15 protein-coding genes are annotated in these 19,127 nt (G+C 61.4%); all 15 read left to right on the forward strand.

Features of this window, described 5'->3' with window-relative positions:
* The first annotated feature begins 853 nt into the window (after positions 1–853).
* The 15 genes from cbl to S7A_RS07635 all read left to right on the forward strand — a co-directional run bounded on the left by cbl (position 854) and on the right by S7A_RS07635 (position 18,965).
* Positions 854–1,813, forward strand: coding sequence for an HTH-type transcriptional regulator Cbl (gene cbl / locus S7A_RS07565; protein ID WP_009089396.1), 960 nt, complete (start codon positions 854–856; stop codon positions 1,811–1,813).
* A gap of 160 nt (positions 1,814–1,973) precedes the next feature.
* Positions 1,974–3,431, forward strand: a complete 1,458-nt coding sequence (locus S7A_RS07570; RefSeq protein ID WP_009089397.1) for an NAD-dependent succinate-semialdehyde dehydrogenase — start codon at positions 1,974–1,976, stop codon at positions 3,429–3,431.
* A 445-nt stretch (positions 3,432–3,876) separates the two neighbouring features.
* Positions 3,877–5,346, forward strand: a complete 1,470-nt coding sequence (locus tag S7A_RS07575) for an aldehyde dehydrogenase (protein ID WP_009089400.1) — start codon at positions 3,877–3,879, stop codon at positions 5,344–5,346.
* A gap of 28 nt (positions 5,347–5,374) precedes the next feature.
* Positions 5,375–6,043 (forward strand): haloacid dehalogenase type II, encoded by a 669-nt coding sequence (locus tag S7A_RS07580; protein ID WP_009089403.1) that lies wholly within the window; start codon positions 5,375–5,377, stop codon positions 6,041–6,043.
* Between the two features lie 9 nt (positions 6,044–6,052).
* Positions 6,053–7,330, forward strand: coding sequence for an FAD-binding oxidoreductase (locus S7A_RS07585; RefSeq protein WP_009089405.1), 1,278 nt, complete (start codon positions 6,053–6,055; stop codon positions 7,328–7,330).
* Positions 7,331–7,411: 81 nt separating this feature from the next.
* Positions 7,412–9,019 (forward strand): ABC transporter substrate-binding protein, encoded by a 1,608-nt coding sequence (locus S7A_RS07590; protein WP_009089407.1) that lies wholly within the window; start codon positions 7,412–7,414, stop codon positions 9,017–9,019.
* A 27-nt stretch (positions 9,020–9,046) separates the two neighbouring features.
* The gene (locus S7A_RS07595; RefSeq protein ID WP_009089409.1) at positions 9,047–10,003 is read left to right on the forward strand and encodes an ABC transporter permease; all 957 of its coding nucleotides are present in this window, start codon (positions 9,047–9,049) and stop codon (positions 10,001–10,003) included.
* Positions 10,000–10,851: an ABC transporter permease gene (locus tag S7A_RS07600; protein ID WP_009089410.1), complete on the forward strand. Its 852-nt coding sequence runs from the start codon at positions 10,000–10,002 to the stop codon at positions 10,849–10,851. The genes S7A_RS07595 and S7A_RS07600 overlap by 4 nt, the downstream gene beginning before the upstream one ends.
* Positions 10,848–12,512 (forward strand): ABC transporter ATP-binding protein, encoded by a 1,665-nt coding sequence (locus S7A_RS07605; protein WP_009089411.1) that lies wholly within the window; start codon positions 10,848–10,850, stop codon positions 12,510–12,512. Before S7A_RS07600 ends, S7A_RS07605 begins: the two co-directional genes overlap by 4 nt.
* A gap of 56 nt (positions 12,513–12,568) precedes the next feature.
* Entirely contained in the window at positions 12,569–13,900 is a 1,332-nt protein-coding gene (locus S7A_RS07610; RefSeq protein ID WP_009089413.1) for an FAD-binding oxidoreductase, read from the forward strand.
* A 10-nt stretch (positions 13,901–13,910) separates the two neighbouring features.
* A complete protein-coding gene (locus tag S7A_RS07615) occupies positions 13,911–14,753 on the forward strand; it encodes a GNAT family N-acetyltransferase (protein WP_009089415.1) in 843 nt (280 codons plus the stop codon).
* Positions 14,753–15,679, forward strand: a complete 927-nt coding sequence (locus S7A_RS07620; RefSeq protein WP_009089417.1) for a glyoxylate/hydroxypyruvate reductase A — start codon at positions 14,753–14,755, stop codon at positions 15,677–15,679. Before S7A_RS07615 ends, S7A_RS07620 begins: the two co-directional genes overlap by 1 nt.
* A gap of 1 nt (position 15,680) precedes the next feature.
* Positions 15,681–16,814: a M20 aminoacylase family protein gene (locus S7A_RS07625; RefSeq protein ID WP_009089419.1), complete on the forward strand. Its 1,134-nt coding sequence runs from the start codon at positions 15,681–15,683 to the stop codon at positions 16,812–16,814.
* Positions 16,815–16,927: 113 nt separating this feature from the next.
* Positions 16,928–18,244, forward strand: a complete 1,317-nt coding sequence (gene gabT / locus S7A_RS07630) for a 4-aminobutyrate--2-oxoglutarate transaminase (RefSeq protein ID WP_009089421.1) — start codon at positions 16,928–16,930, stop codon at positions 18,242–18,244.
* A gap of 208 nt (positions 18,245–18,452) precedes the next feature.
* Positions 18,453–18,965 (forward strand): Lrp/AsnC family transcriptional regulator, encoded by a 513-nt coding sequence (locus S7A_RS07635; RefSeq protein WP_009089422.1) that lies wholly within the window; start codon positions 18,453–18,455, stop codon positions 18,963–18,965.
* Positions 18,966–19,127: the final 162 nt, after the last annotated feature.

The following is a 19,127-nucleotide window of genomic DNA, read 5'->3' on the forward strand; positions in this document are numbered from 1 at the left end:
CCCGCCAGGCGTGAGGGAGTTTCAGCCTGCCCGTGCAGGCGGACGCGTCAAGGGGCGGACGCCCGCCCCTTAACAATCCCGGCGTCCGGCAGCCTCCGCGCCCCGCGTTGCGGGGTGCCTTCGTCACGCCCTGCGGCCGACGGACCGTCCGGACTCGCCATCCCTGGCTCGTGCCGGCCTCTCGCCGACGTCCTGTCGGCTCATCCTGGCCTCCGGTTGTTCCTCAGCGCGCCGGATGCCTCTCCCACACCCCCGCCTTTGATATCTTCGTTTCTCCTGGACGGATAATTGTCTGCTGGTCTGAAAGCGGAAGCCAGTGACGGAATATCACCGCAATTCTCACCGCAATAAGAGAGCCACATAAAAAAAGAAGAGATAACAGCGGGGAGGGAGGCCGTCTGAGCCGCTGAGCGGATGAGGGATTTCAGGACGAGCGACAGGGATGTCGCGAAGAGGCAGGGTCGCGCCAGGGATGGCGCGTCCTGCCGGTCCGTGAGAAATCCGGAAGAAGCGAAGGGACCGCGGAGCGGCGGTGAGGCAGGCCGGAGCGCGGGGTCAAGGGGGCGCGGCGACTGGCGCCCCCTTGTCGGTCGCCTGCAGAGGCGAAGCTGGAACTGCCGGACTCATCCGGCGAACGAAACCTGCTCATATCCCGTTCGCTGCGCGACCCCACCACGCAACGAACACCACTCAAGCCCGGCCTGCCAGGCCAATCTTCTCAGCCCGTTCACGCAACAAACAACCCCCCTCCTTTATTCCCTAAAGTCATAAAGCCAAATTTTTTAGTATTTCCCGTTATCAATAATAGTTCTTACCATCACAGAATCAGATTATGTAAAGGGAGGTAAATACCGTGAATTTCCAGCAGCTTAAAATCATCCGCGAGGCGGCCCGCTGTGAATTTAATTTAACGGAAGTCGCTAACACGCTCTTTACCTCCCAGTCGGGTGTGAGTCGGCACATCCGGGATCTGGAAGATGAACTTGGCGTGGAGATCTTTATCCGCCGCGGTAAACGTCTGCTGGGGATGACCGAGCCGGGTAAGGCGCTGCTGACCATTGCCGAACGCATCCTGGATGAGGCGGGTAAAGTCCGCCGCCTGGCCGATGTGTTTACCAATGAAACCAGCGGTATCCTCACTATCGCCACCACCCATACTCAGGCGCGCTACAGCCTGCCGAAGATCATCAAAGCGTTTCGCCAGCTCTATCCGAATGTCCGGCTGGAACTCAATCAGGGCTCCCCGCAGGAGATTGTATCGATGCTGCTGGCGGGAGAGGCGGATGTCGGCATCGCCAGTGAGATGCTGGTCAACAACAGCAGCCTGGCGGCCTTTCCCTGGTTCAGCTGGCACCACGCCTTACTGGTGCCGAAAGGGCATGAGCTGGTACAGAACCAGCCCGTTTCGCTGAGCACCCTTAGCCGCCATCCCCTTATTACCTACCGGCAGGGCATTACCGGCCGTTCCCGGGTGGATCGCGCCTTCCAGAGCGCCGGTCTGAAACCGGACATCGTACTCAGCGCTCAGGACTCCGACGTGGTGAAAACTTACGTTAAGCTCGGATTAGGCGTCGGGATTCTGGCCGACCAGGCGTGTGAAACCGAAGAGAGTGAAGAGCTGGTGCGCATTGATGCCACCCATCTGTTCGATGCCAGTACCGTCTGGCTCGGCCTGAAGCGCGGTCAGCTGCAACGCAACTATGTCTGGCAGTTCCTGGAACTCTGCAACGCCAACCTGTCACTGGAGGAGATCAAGCGTCAGGCGCTCTCGTACAGCAGCGACGACGAGCCGGTTATCGACTTCCAGATTTAATCACTCCGCGCATCCGGCAGGATGCGCCGGGTTTCCCCCACGGCATAAAATTTCGAAAGCCTGCTTAAAACCTCTTCGCCAGCCTCTCTCTCACCCTGAAACAACATCCTGCACTCACCGGGCGCGATAAAGTGGAAGCAGCTCACTACAGGGGGATGTTATGTCGCAACTTCAACTCAACGACAGCGATCTGCTGCGCCAGCAGGCGCTGTTTGCCGGATGCTGGCAGGATGCGCAGCAGGGGGCCACGCTGCCGGTTACCAATCCCGCCACGGGTGAAACGCTGGCGACGATCCCGGCGCTGGGATACGCCGAAACGGAGCAGGCCATTGCTTATGCGGAAACGGTACGCATCAGCTGGGGCAGGACACCCAATGCCAGCCGTGCCGCGCTGCTGGAGAAGTGGCATCAGCTGATTATTGAGAATGCCGATGACCTGGCAATCATCATGACCGCAGAACAGGGTAAACCGCTGGCAGAAGCCAGAGGTGAAGTGCTGTACGGGGCCAGCTTTGTGAAATGGTTCGCCGAAGAGGCGCGCCGCATCTATGGCGATACCATTCCCGCGCCCAGCGAGGACCGCCGCATTCTGGTGCTGAAACAGCCGGTCGGCGTGGCCGCCGCGATTACGCCGTGGAATTTCCCGATTGCGATGATCACCCGCAAGGTAGCGCCTGCGCTGGCGGCTGGCTGTCCAATCATCGTCAAACCTTCAGAACTGACGCCGCTCTCCGCGCTGGCGCTGGCCGTGCTGGCAGAGCGCGCCGGTTTCCCGTCCGGGGTTTTGCAGGTAGTAACCGGCCTGCCCACGGAGATTGGCGCGGCCCTGACCGGGAGCCGCACGGTGCGCAAAATCTCCTTTACCGGCTCTACCCGGATCGGGCAGTTACTGATGCAGCAGAGTGCCGACAGCATCAAACGCCTGAGTCTGGAGCTGGGCGGAAACGCACCGCTGATTGTCTTTGAGGATGCCGATATCGAGGTTGCGGTGGCCGGGGTCATGCTCAGCAAATTTCGCAACGCCGGACAGACCTGCGTCTGCGCCAACCGTATTCTGGTGCAGCGCAGCATCTATGCGCGCTTTACCGCACGACTGCTGGAGGCGGTCGCCACCCTGAAAGTGGGCGATGGTTTTGCGCCTGACAGCACCATCGGCCCGCTGATCAATGAGCGCGCGGTGGAAAAAGTGAATGGTCATATTGATGATGCGCTGAGCCAGGGCGCCACCCTGCTGACCGGCGGCATCAGCCAGGGCAACGGTACTTTTGTACAGCCTACGGTTCTGGGGGAGGTGACCGACTCGATGCGCATCGCTCATGAGGAGACCTTTGGCCCGGTCGCGCCGCTGTTTATTTTTGACAGTGAAGAGGAGGCGATCGCCATGGCGAATAACACGCCCTATGGTCTGGGGGCCTACTTCTTTACCGAAAACATCCGGCGGGCGTGGCGGGTCGCGGAAGCGCTGGAGTTCGGGATGGTCGGCTTCAATACCGGTGCGATCTCCCTGGAAGTGGCTCCCTTTGGCGGGGTGAAACTCTCCGGCATTGGCCGGGAAGGATCACGTTACGGCATTGACGAATATCTGGAACAAAAAACGTTTCATATCGGCAGTCTGTGAATAACGAGTAATTAAACGCCAGCCGGGTTGTCCGGCTGGCGTTTTTTTTGGCGGCGATTCCGGATATTTTTTTTGGCGTCAACGTATCGGGTTTAAAACATAAGAAATGATCCGGGATGTGAAGCGCGTCAGTAAACCGGCGGGGCAGGCTGCAGTTAATCACCTGCCTTGCCCGGAATATCCGCTTTGGTGCAATTTCCGTGCAGGCTGCACCAGCAGAGCGCAGTATTTTTGTGAAGTAAATCATCTGTTTAATTGTTCGGCAATTCCGCAAAAAAACATCCGGCAATACGGCAGAAAATTTTTTTGCGCTGTTTTAAACGCATTTTTATTTTTTGCCCGGCTGGCATACTTTCTGCATTAGCTTATTACCCGCGCAGAAATCGGCGGCTAAAAAAACGAATTAACCAGCAACTGATGGGTTTAACAAATAAGGAATTATTCCATGTTAAGTTTCGACCCTGAAAACGTTTCTCTTCCGGCTGGCCATTATATTGGCGGCCAGCACGTGCAAGGCCAGGGCGCCCTGTCTGAGGTTAAACGCCCCTCAGACGGCCGGGTCTATGCGCAGCTACGGGACGCCACGCCAGAAGATGTCGATCACGCCGTGACCGTGGCGCATCAGGCGCTGAAAACCAGCGGCTGGTCAGGCTGCGCGCCACGGGAACGTGGCCGGGTTCTGCGCCGCTGGGCAGATCTGATAGAGCAGGATCCCCTGCTGGCCCAGCTGGAAGCGCTGGGATCGACCCGACCCATCAGCGACGTGGTGCAGCACGAAATCCCTTTCACGGCCGAAGCGATTCGCTTCTATGCCGAATGCGCCGACAAATACAGCGGCGATCTCTTTCCCACCCGCGACAGCAGCCTTGGCATGCTGATCGCTGAACCCTATGGCGTGATTGGCGCGATTACCCCGTGGAATTTCCCGTTGTCGATGGCGTCGTGGAAATGCGGTCCGGCGCTGGCGGCGGGCAATGCGGTGGTGCTCAAGCCGTCTGAACTGACGCCGTTCTCCACCGTGCGCATGGCCGAACTGGCGATTCAGGCGGGCTTACCGGCCGGGGTGCTGAACATCGTGCAGGGCAGTGGGGCGGTCACCGGCAGTGCGCTGGTGAAACACCCGCTGGTGCGCAAGGTCTCGTTTACCGGCTCGACGCAGACCGGTGCACGCATCATGAGCGACGCGGCACAGTTCGGCATGAAACCGGTCACGCTGGAGCTGGGAGGCAAAAGTCCGCAGCTGGTCTTTGATGATGCAGGCGACATTGAGGTGCTGGCCCAGCGCATTCTGCGCGGCTTCACCGCTAACGGCGGTCAGGCCTGTGTGGCGGGCACCCGCCTGATTGTGCAGCGCAACATCGCCGATCCGCTGGTTGAGCGGCTGGCGCAGCTCTGCCGGGAAGTGAAACCGGGCGTCACCTGGCAGGAGAGCAGCCGCTACGCGCCGCTGATTGATGCGCGCCAGGGTAACAAAGTCAGCTCGGTCATTGAGGCGGCGAAAGCGCAGGGCGCCGAGGTGATTGTCGGCGGCGCGCGTTTTGCCGACACCGACGAGGGCTGGTTCTGGCAGCCTACGCTGCTCAGCCACGTCACTCAGGATAACCCGGCGGTGCAGCAGGAGATCTTTGGCCCGGTGCTGACGGTGCAGACCTTTGATGATGAAGAGCAGGGACTGGCGATGGCGGCACATGCGATCTACGGCCTCTGTGCCGGGGTGCACACGCTGAGCCTGCCGCGTGCGCTGCGCGCCATGCGCGCCATTGACGCCGGCACCGTCTGGATCAACCGCTATGGCCGCTCCGGCGACTTCATCATCCCCACCGGCGGCTTTCTCGGCTCCGGCATTGGAAAAGATTTAGGGCGTCAGGCGTTTCAGGCCTGCCAGCGCCAGAAGAGCGTTCTTATCGATTTCTAAGCACAACTGACGACTATGAGGGTGTGACATGGCTCTGTTTAAACCGAAATTTATCACGTTCGACTGTTACGGCACGCTGATTCGCTTCGATATGGCCGGCGCCGCGCAGCGCTGTTTCAGCGACCGCGTCGACCCGGCCGACATGGACGCCTTTACCCGGGATTTTTCAGCCTACCGCCTGGATGAAGTGCTGGGCGCATGGAAACCCTACTACGACGTGGTCAGCAATGCGATTCAGCGCACCTGTAGAAAATGGGGCGTTCGCTGGGAGAAAGCCGACAGCGACTTTATCTACACCGACTGCGCGAGCTGGGGCCCGCATCCCGACGTGCCGGCCGGTCTGGCGAAAGTCGCCGAAGCGTTTCCGCTGGTGCTGCTCACCAACTCAATGAAAGATCTGATCCCGCATCATATCCCGCGTCTGGGCGCGCCCATCCACATGACCATTACGGCGGAAGAGGCGGGTGCCTACAAACCGCAGATGAAGGGCTTCGAGTACATGCTGGATAAGCTCGGCTGCGGCCCGGAGGAGATCCTGCACGTCTCCTCCAGTTTCCGCTATGACCTGATGACCGCACACGATCTCGGCATCAAAAACAAAGTCTGGGTCAATCGCGGCCATGAGCCGGCAAACCCCTACTACGGGTACACCGAAATCAACGACATCGGCGGCCTGCCTGGCGTCGTCGGACTCTGAGGAACCCCCATGAAACTGGAATCGTTCTGGCAGGCCACGGCTCCCGCCTTTACCGGTGCCGCCCGCGAACCGCTACCAGCCCACGCTGACGTGGTGGTGATCGGCGGCGGCTTCACCGGCGTCTCGGCGGCGCTCAGCCTGGCGCGCAGCGGAATCAGCGTTGTGCTGCTGGAGAGTGGCGAAGTTATGAGCCAGGCGTCGGCGCGCAATGGTGGCCACTGCAACACCGGTGTGGCGCAGAACTTCGCCGCGCTGGTGGCCAGTCAGGGCCTGGAGCAGGCCAGCCGCTTCTACCGGGCGTTTGACGATGCCGTGAGCTATGTCCGGCAACTGATCCAGGACGAAGCGATCGACTGTGACTTCCGGCTGTGCGGCAAGCTTAAGCTCGCCAGCAAAGCGTCACATATGGCCGGATTGCGGGAGGCTTATGAACTGATGCGCCGCACCGTTGACCCGGAGATCGCCCTGCTCGACAAAACGGCGGTGCGTGACGAGATCGCCAGCGATGACTTTCACGGTGGCCTGCTGCAGCAGCGTGGCGGTCAGATGCACATGGGCAAGTTTGGAGTTGGTCTGGCCGAAGCGGCCGCCCGCAGCGGCGCAAAAATTTTCCCCCATCACGCCGTGACGAAATTAGAGCGGCTCAAGGGGTATCAGCACCGGGTCCACACCGCGCAGGGCACGCTGCTGGCGGATAAGGTGCTGATGGCGACCGGCTGCTCCAACGTCGGTCCCTTTCCCTGGTTTCAGCGCCGCATCGTGCCGGTCGGCAGCTTTATTGTGGTGACGGAAGCGCTGGATCCGGCGCTGCTGCAACAGGTGCTGCCGCAGGACCGCACCTACGTGACCTCCCTGAATATCGGCAACTACTTCCGCACCACCGCCGATCGCCGGCTGGTGTTTGGCGGGCGCGCCCGGTTTGCGGTCAGCAATCCCACCTCGGACTCCCGCAGTGGCGAGATCCTGCGCCGGGCGATGACGCAGATGCTGCCCCAGCTCGGCCAGGCGCAGGTGGACTACTGCTGGGGCGGCATGGTCGATATGACGGCCGACCGTCTGCCTCACGCCGGTGAACAGGATGGCGTTTTCTACTCGCTGGGCTACAGCGGTCACGGCACCCAGATGTCGGTCTGGATGGGGCGGGTCATGGCCGACCTGCTGGCTGAAAAAGCGACGGACAATCCCTGGCAGCGTGAGACATGGCCCGCGCTGCCCGGTTATCACGGTAAGCCATGGTTTTTACCGCTCGCAGGACTCTATTACAAAGCAAAGGATCGCCTTTCATAACCCCCGTCGGAGGCTGGCTGCCAGGTTGCCAGCACCGTCAGAAAATGATCCCCGGTTCGCCTGACTATTGAGGGTACAGAGATGAGTAAATTTGATAATAACGACGCTGATGCGGTAAATCCGGCACTGACGCGCATGATCACTGAAGGCACACTGTCACGACGCAGCCTGATGAAAATCCTCTCCGCGGGTGCGGTGATGAGCAGCGGCCTGATCGGTTTTTCCGGGGCAGCACAGGCGGATGATAAGCCCGTGAAGGGCGGTAACCTGCGCGCGGCGATGTCGAATGCCTCGGCCACCGACACGCTCGACCCGGCCAAAAGTAACAACAGCGCCGACTATACCCGCCAGTTTATGTTTTACAGCGGCCTGACCGAGCTGGATAAAAATCTGATGGTGCAACCGGCCCTGGCGGAATCGGTGGAGTCGGGCGATGGCGTCACCTGGCATATTAAGCTGCGCAAGGGCGTGACCTTCCATGACGGCAAACCGCTGACCGCCAAAGATGTCATCTACTCACTCAGCCGCCACAAAGATCCGGCTATCGCCTCCATCGCTTTCAAGCTGGCCGACCAGTTCAAAACCTTCACCGCGGTCAGTGACAATGAGGTGCTGCTGGAGCTGAACAGCGCCAACTTCGATGTTCCTTACATGCTGGCCACGCCGCCGTTTTTAATCGTGCAGGATGGCACCAAAGATTTCAGCAAAGGGATCGGCACCGGGCCATTCATCTGCAAAGCCTTTATGCCCGGCGTGCGCGCCGTCGGCACGAAAAATCCCAACTATTACAAGCCGGGCCTGCCGCACCTGGATGAGGTGGAGCTGATAGGCGTCACCGACGGCGCCGCGCGCGTCAATGCGCTGATGTCGGGCGATCTGCAGATCGTCGCGGCCATGACCGCCGCCGACTGCAAGCGCATCAAAGCCAGCAGCGACTTCGGCGTGCTGGAGAGCAAATCGGGGATGTACACCAACCTGATTATTCGCACCGACGTGAAGCCGGGAAGCAACGAAGATTTTGTGCTGGCGATGAAATATCTGCAGCCGCGCGAAATGCTGGTGAAAACGGTCCTGCAGGGCTACGGCGACGTCAGTAACGACACCCCGGTGCCACCTTGGCATCCGCTCTACAACGCCGACCTGAAACCGCGCCCGCTGGATGTGGAAAAGGCGAAATTCCACATCAAAAAAGCCGGGATGGCCGGGTCAACGGTGGAGATTGTGACCACGCCCAACATTGAAGGGGCAACCGAAGGCGGTCAGATGATCCAGCAGATTGCGCGCGGAGCCGGGCTCAACATCAAAGTGCGACGCGTGCCGTATGACGGCTACTGGTCGTCGCACTGGACTAAAGATCCCGTGGGATATGGCTCGATAAACCCGCGTCCGACGCTCGACATGCTCTTCTCACAGTTTTATCTCTCTACCGCGCCGAGTAACGAGTCGGGCTGGAAGAATCCGCAGTTTGACCAGCTGGTCGTGGCGGCACGGGGGGAACGCGATCAGGCGAAACGCAAGCAGATGTATGGCGATATGCAGACGCTGATCTATGACCACTGCGGCACCCTCATCCCGACCTTTATCAGCTCCACCGATGGCTACAGCAAAAAGGTCAAAGGAGTGGAAGCCTGGCCGTCGGGCATGATGATGGGGTATCGCTTCCATGAGTTTGCCTGGCTGACCGCCTGATCCGGAACCTGAGTAAGGAGAACGCCGATGAACCGATATATGCTGTTCCTGATTGCCCGGCGAACCGGTGCCGGCATCCTGACGTTGCTTATCGTCTCGGCGGTGGTGTTTTTCATCACCAGCCTGCTGCCGGGTGACGCGGCGCAGATGATCCTTGGGCAGAACGCCACGCCGGAGACGGTGGCGGCGTTACGGCAGCAGCTGGGGCTGGATCAGCCTTTGCTGATGCGTTACGTCCACTGGCTGACAGGCATGCTGCAGGGCGATTTCGGCACCTCGTTTGCCAGCCATCTGCCGGTTGCACAGCTGGTGGCCCAGCGCATTCCGGCGACGTTTGAACTGGCGGGTATTACCACGCTGATCTGCGTGCCGCTGGCGCTGATCATCGGCATCATCGCAGCGATGAATCGCGGGTCACGGCTCGATCGGGCGCTGGTTATCGGCACTATGGCGACGGTCGCCGTCCCGGAGTTTCTGGTGGCGACGGTCGCGGTGCTGATTTTCGCCGTCAGGCTGCACTGGGTGTCGGCGATGTCGTTCGGCAGCCCGGACAGCGACCTGCTGAGTTACCTCAAAGCCTATGCGCTGCCGGTGCTGACGCTCTGCTGTGTGCTGGTGGCGCAGATGGCCCGGATGACGCGGGCGGCGATCATCAATCAGCTCGACAGCCCCTATCTGGAGATGGCGCGGCTGAAAGGGGTGTCACCGCTCAGAGCCGTGCTGCGTCACGCCCTGCCTAACGCGGTCGGCCCGATTGCCAACGCGATTTCACTCAGCCTCTCCTATCTGTTTGGCGGGGTGATCATCATCGAAACCATCTTTAGCTATCCCGGTCTGGCCAGTCAGCTGGTGGATGCCGTCAGCAACCGCGATCTGCCGGTGGTGCAGCTCTGCGTCATGCTGTTCGCCGCCTGCTATCTGGTGCTGCTGCTGCTGGCCGACATCCTGACTATCGCCTTTAACCCGAAATGGAGAAGCGCATGAATACTCTTCTGCTGCCCTGGCGTTTCTTACAGTCACTCTCCTGGTCTGGCCGGATGGGACTGCTGATCTCCCTGTTCTGGCTGCTGATGGCGCTGTTCGGCACCGCGCTGGCCCCGCACAGCATCGATGATATTGGCGGCGGGCCGCTGATGGGCGGGCTAACGGCGGACAACCTGCTGGGCACCGACTATCTTGGCCGCGATATGCTGAGCCGCATTCTCTATGGCGCGAAGTTCTCAATCGGTCTGGCGCTGAGCGCGGCGCTGCTGGCCAGCCTGGTCGGCACGCTGCTGGCGCTGCTGGCGGCGGTAACGGGACGCTGGCTGGAGGAGTTACTGGGCCGCGTCAACGATGCGCTGCTGGTGCTGCCGGGAAAAGTGCTGTCGCTGATGATCGTCGCCGTCTTTGGCTCGTCGCTGCCGATGCTGATCCTGACGGCGGTCTTTACCTACTGGCCGGGCGCATTCCGTATCGCCTTTGCCATGGCCAGCTCGCTGCGCAGCATGGACTACGTCCGCGCCTCCCGGCTGCGGGGCGAAAGCCGCTGGCATATCGCCATTCACGACATATTGCCCAACATGGTGCACCCGATGCTGACCGACTTTGGCCTGCGCTTTGTTTACATCGTGCTGCTGCTCAGCGGCCTGAGCTTTCTCGGCCTGGGCGTGCAGCCACCCTATGCCGACTGGGGCACGCTGGTGCGTGAAAACATGCAGGGGCTGTTTGACGGCTCACCGGCGGTGCTGATGCCCGCGCTGGCGATTGCCAGCCTGACCATTGGCGCCAACCTGTTTATCGACAGCCTGCAGGCGATGCGTCCGCTGACGCTGGCGAAGGAGGGAGCATGAACGTGACACCCCATACGGCCATGCCGGTGATTTCGGTCGATAAACTGCGCGTCACCGCGCAGACCGATCGCGGCGAAGAGATTGACCTGGTTTCCGACATTCACTTTACCGTGCAGAAGGGCGAGGTGCTGGCGCTGATTGGCGAGTCCGGCTCGGGTAAAACCACTATCGCGATGGCCCTGATGGGCTACGCCCGCAGCGGCTGCCGGATTGCCGGGGGCAATATTCACGTCGCCGGCACCGACGTCAGCAGCCTGACGCCAGGCCAGCTGCGCGCCTTTCGCGGTAATAAAGTGGCTTATATCGCTCAGAGCGCCGCCGCGTCGTTTAATCCGGGCATGAAAATCCTCGATCAGGTGATTGAGCCGGTGGTCATTCACGGCACCCTGACCCGCAAAGCGGCGCGGGAAAAAGCGATTGGCCTGTTCCGTGAGCTGGCGCTGCCCAATCCGGAGAGCATCGGTGACCGCTATCCGCATCAGGTGTCAGGCGGTCAGCTGCAGCGTCTGATGACGGCGATGGCGCTGATTGGCGACCCGGACGTGGTGATTCTGGATGAACCCACCACCGCACTGGATGTGACTACCCAGGTCGAGGTGCTGAAAGCCTTTCGCCGGGTGGTGGTGCAGCGCGGCGTCACCGCCATTTACGTCAGTCACGATCTGGCGGTCGTGGCGCAGATGGCCGATCGGATTCTGGTGCTGCTGCGCGGCAAAATGGCGGAATATGGCACGACCGCACACCTGATTGGCGCGCCACAGGCGGAGTACACCCGCCTTCTGATGGATGCGGCGCGGCAGAAAGAGCGGCCCAGCAGCTGGTGTCCCGCGGCGGCCGATATTCAGCCGCTGCTGGAAGTGCGCGATCTCTGCGCCGGTTATGGCCCGCGCGACAGGGAGGGCCACCCGAAGGTGCGCATCCTGGAAGACGTCAACCTCAGGCTATGGAAAGGGCAGGCGATTGGCATTATCGGGGAGTCCGGCTCGGGCAAAACCACGCTGGCGCACGCCATCGCCGGGCTCAACGCCCCGAGTCACGGCCACATCCTGTTTAACGGTCACTATATCGCGGGCGATATGCAGAAACGCCCTGACAACGAGCTGCGACGCATTCAGTATGTGTTCCAGATGGCGGATACCGCCCTGAATCCGGCTCACAGCGTTGAGCGCATTCTGTCGCGTCCGCTGACGCTGTTTCATGGTCTGAGCGGTGCGGCCCGTCAGCAGCGGCTCAATCAGCTGCTGGATCTGGTGCAGCTGCCGCGCAGCGTGCTGGGACGGCGTCCCTGGGCGCTGTCGGGCGGCCAGAAACAGCGCGTTAATCTGGCGCGCGCGCTGGCGGCTGAGCCCGATCTGATTCTGTGTGATGAGGTTACCTCGGCGCTGGACACCGTGGTGGCGGCCGCCGTGCTCGACCTGATCAGTGAACTGCGCCGGGAGCTGGGCCTCTCCGTGATCTTCATCAGCCACGACATGCATGCGGTGCGCGCCGTGTGCGACGAGATTGTGGTGATGAAAAGCGGGCGCATCGTGACCCAGCTGGCCCGCAGCGACTACGACAAGCCTACCAGCGAGCTCTACTTTGAGCGGCTGAAACGCGCTGTGCCGGAGCTGCGTCAGGGCTGGCTGGATGAGCATGAAGAGATTTTAAAAGCAGAGTAGGTGGCCGCTGGCGTCATGGCGTGCTCCTTTTCATTTACAACAGAGGTCGTTTTGTTATGCCTGCACCGATTCGTTATGTACAGGACAGTACGGACTTTCCCGACGCCGCCGATGTGGTGGTGATTGGCGCCGGTATTGCCGGGGCCGCCGCCACCTGGGAACTGGCGAAGCAGGGCGTTAAGGTTGTGCTGATCGAAAAAGGCCTGGTGGGCGCCGAGCAGTCGAGCCGCAACTGGGGCTGGTGTCGTCAGCAGAACCGCGATGAGCGGGAGCTGCCGCTGATCATCTATGCCCTGCAACGCTGGGGGGAGCTGAACGCGGAAACCGGCGAAGAGCTGGGATTCCGTCGCAGCGGGCTGGTTTACGCCACGCGGGAAGAGTCAGACATCGCCGCCTGGGATGCGTGGATCCAGATGGCTAAGGGGTATGGCGTCAACAGCTCGATTCTTACCGCTGAGCAGGCAAAAGCGATGACGCCCGGCAGTACCACCGCCTGGCGGGGCGGTCTCTCAGCGCCGACGGATGGCCATGCGGAACCCCGCCTGGCGGCACCGGGCCTGGTGACGGGCGCGATGAAAAAAGGTGCGCTGCTGTTTCAGCAGTGTGCGGTGCGCGGGCTGGATATCGCCGCGGGTCAGGTCAGCGGCGTCTGGACCGAACGCGGGCTGATCAAAACCAGCCGGGTGATCTGTGCTGCCGGGGCCTGGACATCCATGTTCTGCCGTCGTCACGGCATCGATCTGCCGCTGGGCAATGTCATCGGCACGGCCTTCCGCACGCAGCCGATAGAGCAGGCGATTGCGATGCCGCTCTATACGCCGGGCTTCGCCTGCCGCCCGCAGATGGACGGCAGCTATACCGTCTCGGTATCGGGGCGCGGACGGCTGGAGCCGGGTGCGCAGGGGCTGCGTTATGCGCGCCAGTTCTATCCGACATTTAAAAGCCGCCGCAAGAATCTCACCCTCAACCTTGGCCTGTCGCCCTTTTTCAAAGGCCCCGAAGCGATGGGGCGCTGGGCCTTTGATCGCCCGTCGCCGTTTGAGCGGGTGCGCATTCTCGATCCGGCGGCAGACAGCCGAATCGTGGAAGAGGGGCTGGCCGCGATGCGCCGCGAATATCCGGCGCTGGCGAATCTCAGGCTGGCCCAGGCGTGGGGCGGTATGATCGACAGTACGCCGGACGCCATTCCGGTGATCTCCACCGTGGCGAAACTGCCGGGGCTGGTGCTCTCGGCGGGCTACAGCGCGCACGGTTTTGGCATCGGGCCGGGTGCCGGACGCCTGGCGGCCGATCTGGCGACCGGGGCCACCCCGATTGTCGACCCTGCCCCTTATCGCTACAGCCGTCTGGTTGACGGCAGCGGATTAGACACCCCAGGCATGATGTAAGGAGAACGCAATGAGCCTGACACTACGCGCAATGACGCCAGATGATATCGAACAGTGCTACCGCATGACGCAGGCGCTGAAGTGGCCCCACCGACGCGAAGACTGGCAGCTGGCGCTGCAGCTGGGCGAAGGCACGGTGATTGAAGAGCAGGGCAGAGTGATTGGCAGCGCCGTGCTCTGGCGCTGGGGCGAACACGCCGCCACGCTGGGACTGGTGATTGTGGATAATCAGCAGCAGGGGCGGGGCCTCGGCAAACAGCTGATGCTGGCGCAGCTGGAAAAAGTCCCGGACGGCAACGTGCGGCTGCACGCCACCGAAATGGGCAAAGGGCTGTATGAAAAGCTCGGCTTTGTCAGCTGCGGCGAGATCCGCCAGCACCAGACCCGCGCACTGGCGTCACTGCCCGACGTGGTGATCCCGGCCGGGCTGCATCTGCGACCGGCGACCCCGACGGATCACGCCGCGCTGGTGAAGCTGGATCAGCAGGCGCACGGCATGCATCGTCCGGCGCTGTTCGACCATCTGCTGCGCGACTGTGAGACCCTGCTGTTACAGGACGATCAGCAGCAGATTCAGGGGTTCGCCAGCCTGCGCCGGTTTGGGCACGGCTGGGCGATTGGTCCGGTGATCGCCGCGGAGCTGCCGGTGGCACAGGCGCTGGTGGCAACCCTGATGCAGCCACTGCAGGGCCAGTTTCTGCGTATTGATACCGACGCCAGCCTGCCGCTGGCCAGCTGGCTCAACACCCTCGGGCTGGATCAGGTGGATGCGCCGACCACGATGGTCCGGGGCACTCCCTGGACGCCACAGGGGATGCAGGCCTTTGGCTTAATGACCCAGGCGATGGCCTGATGCATATCGTCTATAAATCGGAACCGGAACGGGGACGGATCTGGCAGCGCTGGCTGGCGGAGCATGCCCCCGACATTCAGCTGCATATCTGGCCGGAGACCGGCGATCCGGCAGAGGTTGAGGCGCTGGTAGCCTGGCAGCCCCCCGCCGATATTCCGGCGCTGTTTCCCCGGCTGAAACTGCTGTTTTCTGTCGGCGCCGGCGCCGATCAGTTTGACTTCAGCGCGCTGCCGCCCGATCTGCCGGTCATACGAATGATTGAGCCAGGCCTGACGCAGGGCATGGTGGAATATGTCACCTTCGCGGTGCTCGGGCTGCATCGTGACATGCCACGCTATCTTCATCAGCAACGCCAGCAGCAGTGGCAGCCGCATCAGGTGAAGCCTGCGGCTCAGCGGCGGGTGGGCGTAATGGGGCTGGGCGAACTCGGTCAGGCTGCGCTGCAGCAGCTGGTCGCACTGGGGTTTGACTGCGCTGGCTGGAGCCGCACACCGCGCCACGTGCCCGGCGTGCGCTGCTGGCACGGTGCCGGAGAGCTGGCGGACTTTCTGGCACACAGCGAGATTCTGGTCTGTCTGCTGCCTCTGACCGACACCACGCAGGGTCTGCTTAATCACACCCTGTTTACGCAGATGCCGCAGGGTGCGGCACTGGTGCAGGCCGGGCGCGGTCAGCAGCTTAATCATGACGATCTGCTGCAGGCGCTGGCGAGCGGCCAGCTCCGCGCCGCCGTGATTGATGTCACCGACCCGGAGCCGTTACCGCCTGACCACCCCTTCTGGCACCATCCCGCCGTGTGGCTGACGCCGCACATTGCCAGCCAGACACAGAATGAGAGCGCCATTGCGGCGCTGCTGGAGAACCTGCGCCGTTATCAGCGTGGTGAGCCGCTGCACGGTCTGGTCGACCGCTCACAAGGATATTGAGATGGAACATTTAGTGGCACTGCGCCGCGAACTGCATGCGCACCCGGAACTCGGTTTTCAGGAGCACCGCACCAGCGACAGGGTGGCGAACTTTCTGCAACAGCTGGGAATTGAGGTGCATCGGGGCATCGGCCAGACCGGCGTGGTCGGCATTCTGAAAAAGGGTAACAGCGAGCGGATGATTGGCCTGCGCGCCGATATGGATGCCCTGCCGATGCAGGATCAGAGCGGCACCGCCTGGCAGAGCAGCGTGACGCAGGTCAGTCACGCCTGCGGCCACGACGGTCACACCGTGATGCTGCTGGGGGCGGCAGAAAAACTGGCGCGCGACGTCAGTTTTGACGGCACCGTCTGCTTCATTTTCCAGCCCGCCGAAGAGGGGCTGGCGGGCGCGAAGGCGATGATCGACGACGGGCTGTTCAGCCGCTTTCCCTGTGAGGCGGTCTACGCCATTCACAACTGGCCGGAACTGCCGCTGGGCCAGGTGCAGACCCGGCCCGGCCCGATCATGGCGGCGGCAGACCGCTTCGATATCCGGGTGCTGGGCGGGGGCGGCCATGCCGCTCAGCCCCACCTGACCCGCGATACCCTGCTGGCGACCAGCGAGCTGGTGGTTCAGCTGAATACCCTGGTCTCACGCGCGCTCGACCCCTGTGAAACGGCGCTGCTCACTGTGACGCGGATGGAGGGTGGCTTTTCCCACAACATGATCCCGGCGGAGGCGAACATCACCGGTACGGTGCGCACCTTCAGCCCGACGGCACAGGCGACGATTGAAGCGCGACTGCGTCAGATGGCGGAACATGTCACCGCCGCGCATGGCCTGCATGCCGAGGTGCGCTATCTGCGCTACTACCCGGCGACCCTGAACAGCCCGGATGAGGCGCAGTTCTGCCTGCAGGCGCTGAAACAGGCGGGCATCGCCGCTGAAACCGCGCCGCAGCCCGCGCTCACCTCAGAAGATTTCGCCTTTATGCTGCAGGCGCGGCCCGGTGCCTATCTCTGGCTGGGGTCTGCGCCCTGCAGACCGTTACATCACGCCGCCTACGACTTTAACGATGCGCTGATCCCGCATGGCGTTAACGTGTTTGTCACCCTGATTCGTCAGGCGCTGGCAGAGAAATTTCCCTGCTGAAAGCAGCGGGATTTTGACAGGAAATGCCGCTGCCTGCGGAATTACGGCAGCGTCGGAAACCAACAGGTTGCGATACTTGAGCCAACCGAACGTTACGTGGATGAGGGTTTAAAATGCAGAATGTCATGGCAGAGCAGCAAGCATACTCCGATAACAACCTGTTACTGGATGCACGTGAGCAGAACGTGCCGCGTGGCGTCGTCACCGCGCATCCGCTGGTGATCGAGCGCGCCAGAGGCAGTGAAGTATGGGACGTGGAGGGCAATCGCTATCTCGACTTTGTCGGCGGCATCGGCGTGCTCAATGTCGGGCACAATCACCCGGCGGTGGTCAACGCCGTGACCCGCCAGCTCGGTCTGGTCTCGCACGCCTGTTTTCAGGTGGTGGCTTATCCGGGCTACATTGCGTTAGCGGAGCGGCTGAACCGGCTGGTAGGCGGAGACGAAGCCTACAAGAGCGTCTTTTTCACCAGCGGCGCCGAAGCGGTAGAAAACGCGGTGAAGATTGCCCGCGCCCACACGCAGCGCCCCGGCATCATCGCCTTTGACGGTGCATTTCATGGCCGCACCTTGCTGGGTGTCACCCTGACCGGCATGTCCGCCCCTTATAAACAGAACTTTGGCCCGTTCCCTGGCGAGATTTACCGGCTGCCTTTCCCCAATCCGCTGCACGGCATTACTGAGGCGGATTGCCTCAAGGCGCTGGAGCAGCTGTTCGCGGTACAGATCCTGCCTGAGCGGGTGGCGGCGATCATTATCGAGCCGGTGCAGGGCGACGGGGGATTCCTGCCTGCGGGCCCGGCCTTTATGCAGGCGCTGCGCCGCATTACCAGCCAGCACGGCATTCTGCTGATTTGTGATGAAGTGCAGTCCGGCTTCGGGCGAACCGGCACCATGTTCGCGTTCCAGCAGCTGGGCATTAAACCGGATTTGATCACGCTGGCGAAAAGCCTGGGCGGCGGCCTGCCGATTTCCGGTGTGGTGGGACGGGCGGAGATCATGGACGCGCCAGCGCCGGGCGGACTGGGCGGCACCTACGGCGGCAATGCGCTGGGGTGTGCGGCGGCGCTGGCGGTGCTGGATCTGTTTGAGCAGGAGAACCTGCTACAGCGTTCCTGCCAGCTCGGTGAACAGCTCAATGCCCGGCTGCGGCAGCTGGCGGATAAATATGCCTGCATCGGTGATGTGCGCGGCGTGGGCTTTATGCAGGCGGTGGAAATCCTCGATTTCGAAACCGGCCGCCCGGATGCGGCCCTGACGCAGAAGATCCTCGACAGCGCCTGTCAGGAAGGACTGCTGCTCATCAAGTGTGGTCTGCACCGTAATACTATCCGTTTCCTGGCCCCGCTGGTGACGACCGACTCCCAGCTGGAAGAGGCGCTGCATATCTTCGATATTGCGCTGGCGCGTGCCACAGGTCGTCTGGGTTAAACTGTGATTCCTCATTGATTTTATTGAAGTAATTTAAAAACCTCCTGCTGGTATAACCACTGCGAAGCGCTGGCGCATTTACCGTAAAGCGTGATATATCTTCCGGAGGTTCTGAACATTTGCTTAAGCGCCTGGCCCGTCAGGCCAGGTTATTGCCAGCCTGCAATACTGACGCCTGATGGGCCAGGCTCTGACAATGAGGGGTGCTATGAACGGCTTAATGAAACTCGACCGCATCGACATCAACATTCTGGTGCAACTCCAGAAAGATGGCCGTATCAGCAACGTTAACCTCGCCGACGCAGTAGGCCTTTCCCCCAGCCCCTGCCTGCAACGGGTCAAACGTCTGGAACAGGCTGGTTTTATTACCGGTTATGAAGCCCACATCAATCTCACCCGCATTACCGATTCTGTGACGGTCTTTACCGAAGTCACGCTGTCGGGCCATCGCCGCGAAGATTTTATGAAGTTTGAAACGGCGATGCGCAGTGTCGATGAGCTGATGGAGTGCCATCTGATCACTGGCGGCTACGACTATCTGCTGCGCTTTATTACCCGCAGCATTGAACATTACCAGGAAGTGATTGAGAAGATGCTGGATGCGCAGATCGGCATCGACAAATATTTCAGTTATATCGTGATCAAATCGCCCATCATGAAAAGCAGCGTGCCGTTGCGTTCACTTATCGACAAGCAGAACTCTGTCGAACTCGGGGCGTAGTGACCAGAGCCGGGGGCCGATCCTCTGCGCTTTTTACGGCAGAGGGTCACTACCGGCATGCACCGCACCCGGCGCAGACCGCGCTCCGGGGGCTGTGCAGACCTGCACGCTTTACCCGGATTTTTCCCTTACCCGCCCGTTCACTCTGCATCATGCATCGGC

This window comes from Pantoea sp. Sc1, assembly GCF_000255315.1.
Classification (GTDB): Bacteria; Pseudomonadota; Gammaproteobacteria; order Enterobacterales; family Enterobacteriaceae; genus Pantoea; species Pantoea anthophila.

Excerpts from the sequence above, each read along its gene's own strand:
- S7A_RS07615 (WP_009089415.1), top strand. The coding sequence starts at position 13,911 with ATGAGCCTGACACTACGCGCAATGACGCCAGATGATATCGAACAGTGC.
- gabT (WP_009089421.1), top strand. The coding sequence starts at position 16,928 with ATGCAGAATGTCATGGCAGAGCAGCAAGCATACTCCGATAACAACCTG.
- S7A_RS07575 (WP_009089400.1), top strand. The coding sequence starts at position 3,877 with ATGTTAAGTTTCGACCCTGAAAACGTTTCTCTTCCGGCTGGCCATTAT.
- S7A_RS07595 (WP_009089409.1), top strand. The coding sequence starts at position 9,047 with ATGAACCGATATATGCTGTTCCTGATTGCCCGGCGAACCGGTGCCGGC.
- S7A_RS07610 (WP_009089413.1), top strand. The coding sequence starts at position 12,569 with ATGCCTGCACCGATTCGTTATGTACAGGACAGTACGGACTTTCCCGAC.
- S7A_RS07635 (WP_009089422.1), top strand. The coding sequence starts at position 18,453 with ATGAACGGCTTAATGAAACTCGACCGCATCGACATCAACATTCTGGTG.
- S7A_RS07580 (WP_009089403.1), top strand. The coding sequence starts at position 5,375 with ATGGCTCTGTTTAAACCGAAATTTATCACGTTCGACTGTTACGGCACG.
- S7A_RS07590 (WP_009089407.1), top strand. The coding sequence starts at position 7,412 with ATGAGTAAATTTGATAATAACGACGCTGATGCGGTAAATCCGGCACTG.
- S7A_RS07570 (WP_009089397.1), top strand. The coding sequence starts at position 1,974 with ATGTCGCAACTTCAACTCAACGACAGCGATCTGCTGCGCCAGCAGGCG.
- S7A_RS07585 (WP_009089405.1), top strand. The coding sequence starts at position 6,053 with ATGAAACTGGAATCGTTCTGGCAGGCCACGGCTCCCGCCTTTACCGGT.
- S7A_RS07620 (WP_009089417.1), top strand. The coding sequence starts at position 14,753 with ATGCATATCGTCTATAAATCGGAACCGGAACGGGGACGGATCTGGCAG.
- S7A_RS07605 (WP_009089411.1), top strand. The coding sequence starts at position 10,848 with ATGAACGTGACACCCCATACGGCCATGCCGGTGATTTCGGTCGATAAA.
- S7A_RS07625 (WP_009089419.1), top strand. The coding sequence starts at position 15,681 with ATGGAACATTTAGTGGCACTGCGCCGCGAACTGCATGCGCACCCGGAA.
- S7A_RS07600 (WP_009089410.1), top strand. The coding sequence starts at position 10,000 with ATGAATACTCTTCTGCTGCCCTGGCGTTTCTTACAGTCACTCTCCTGG.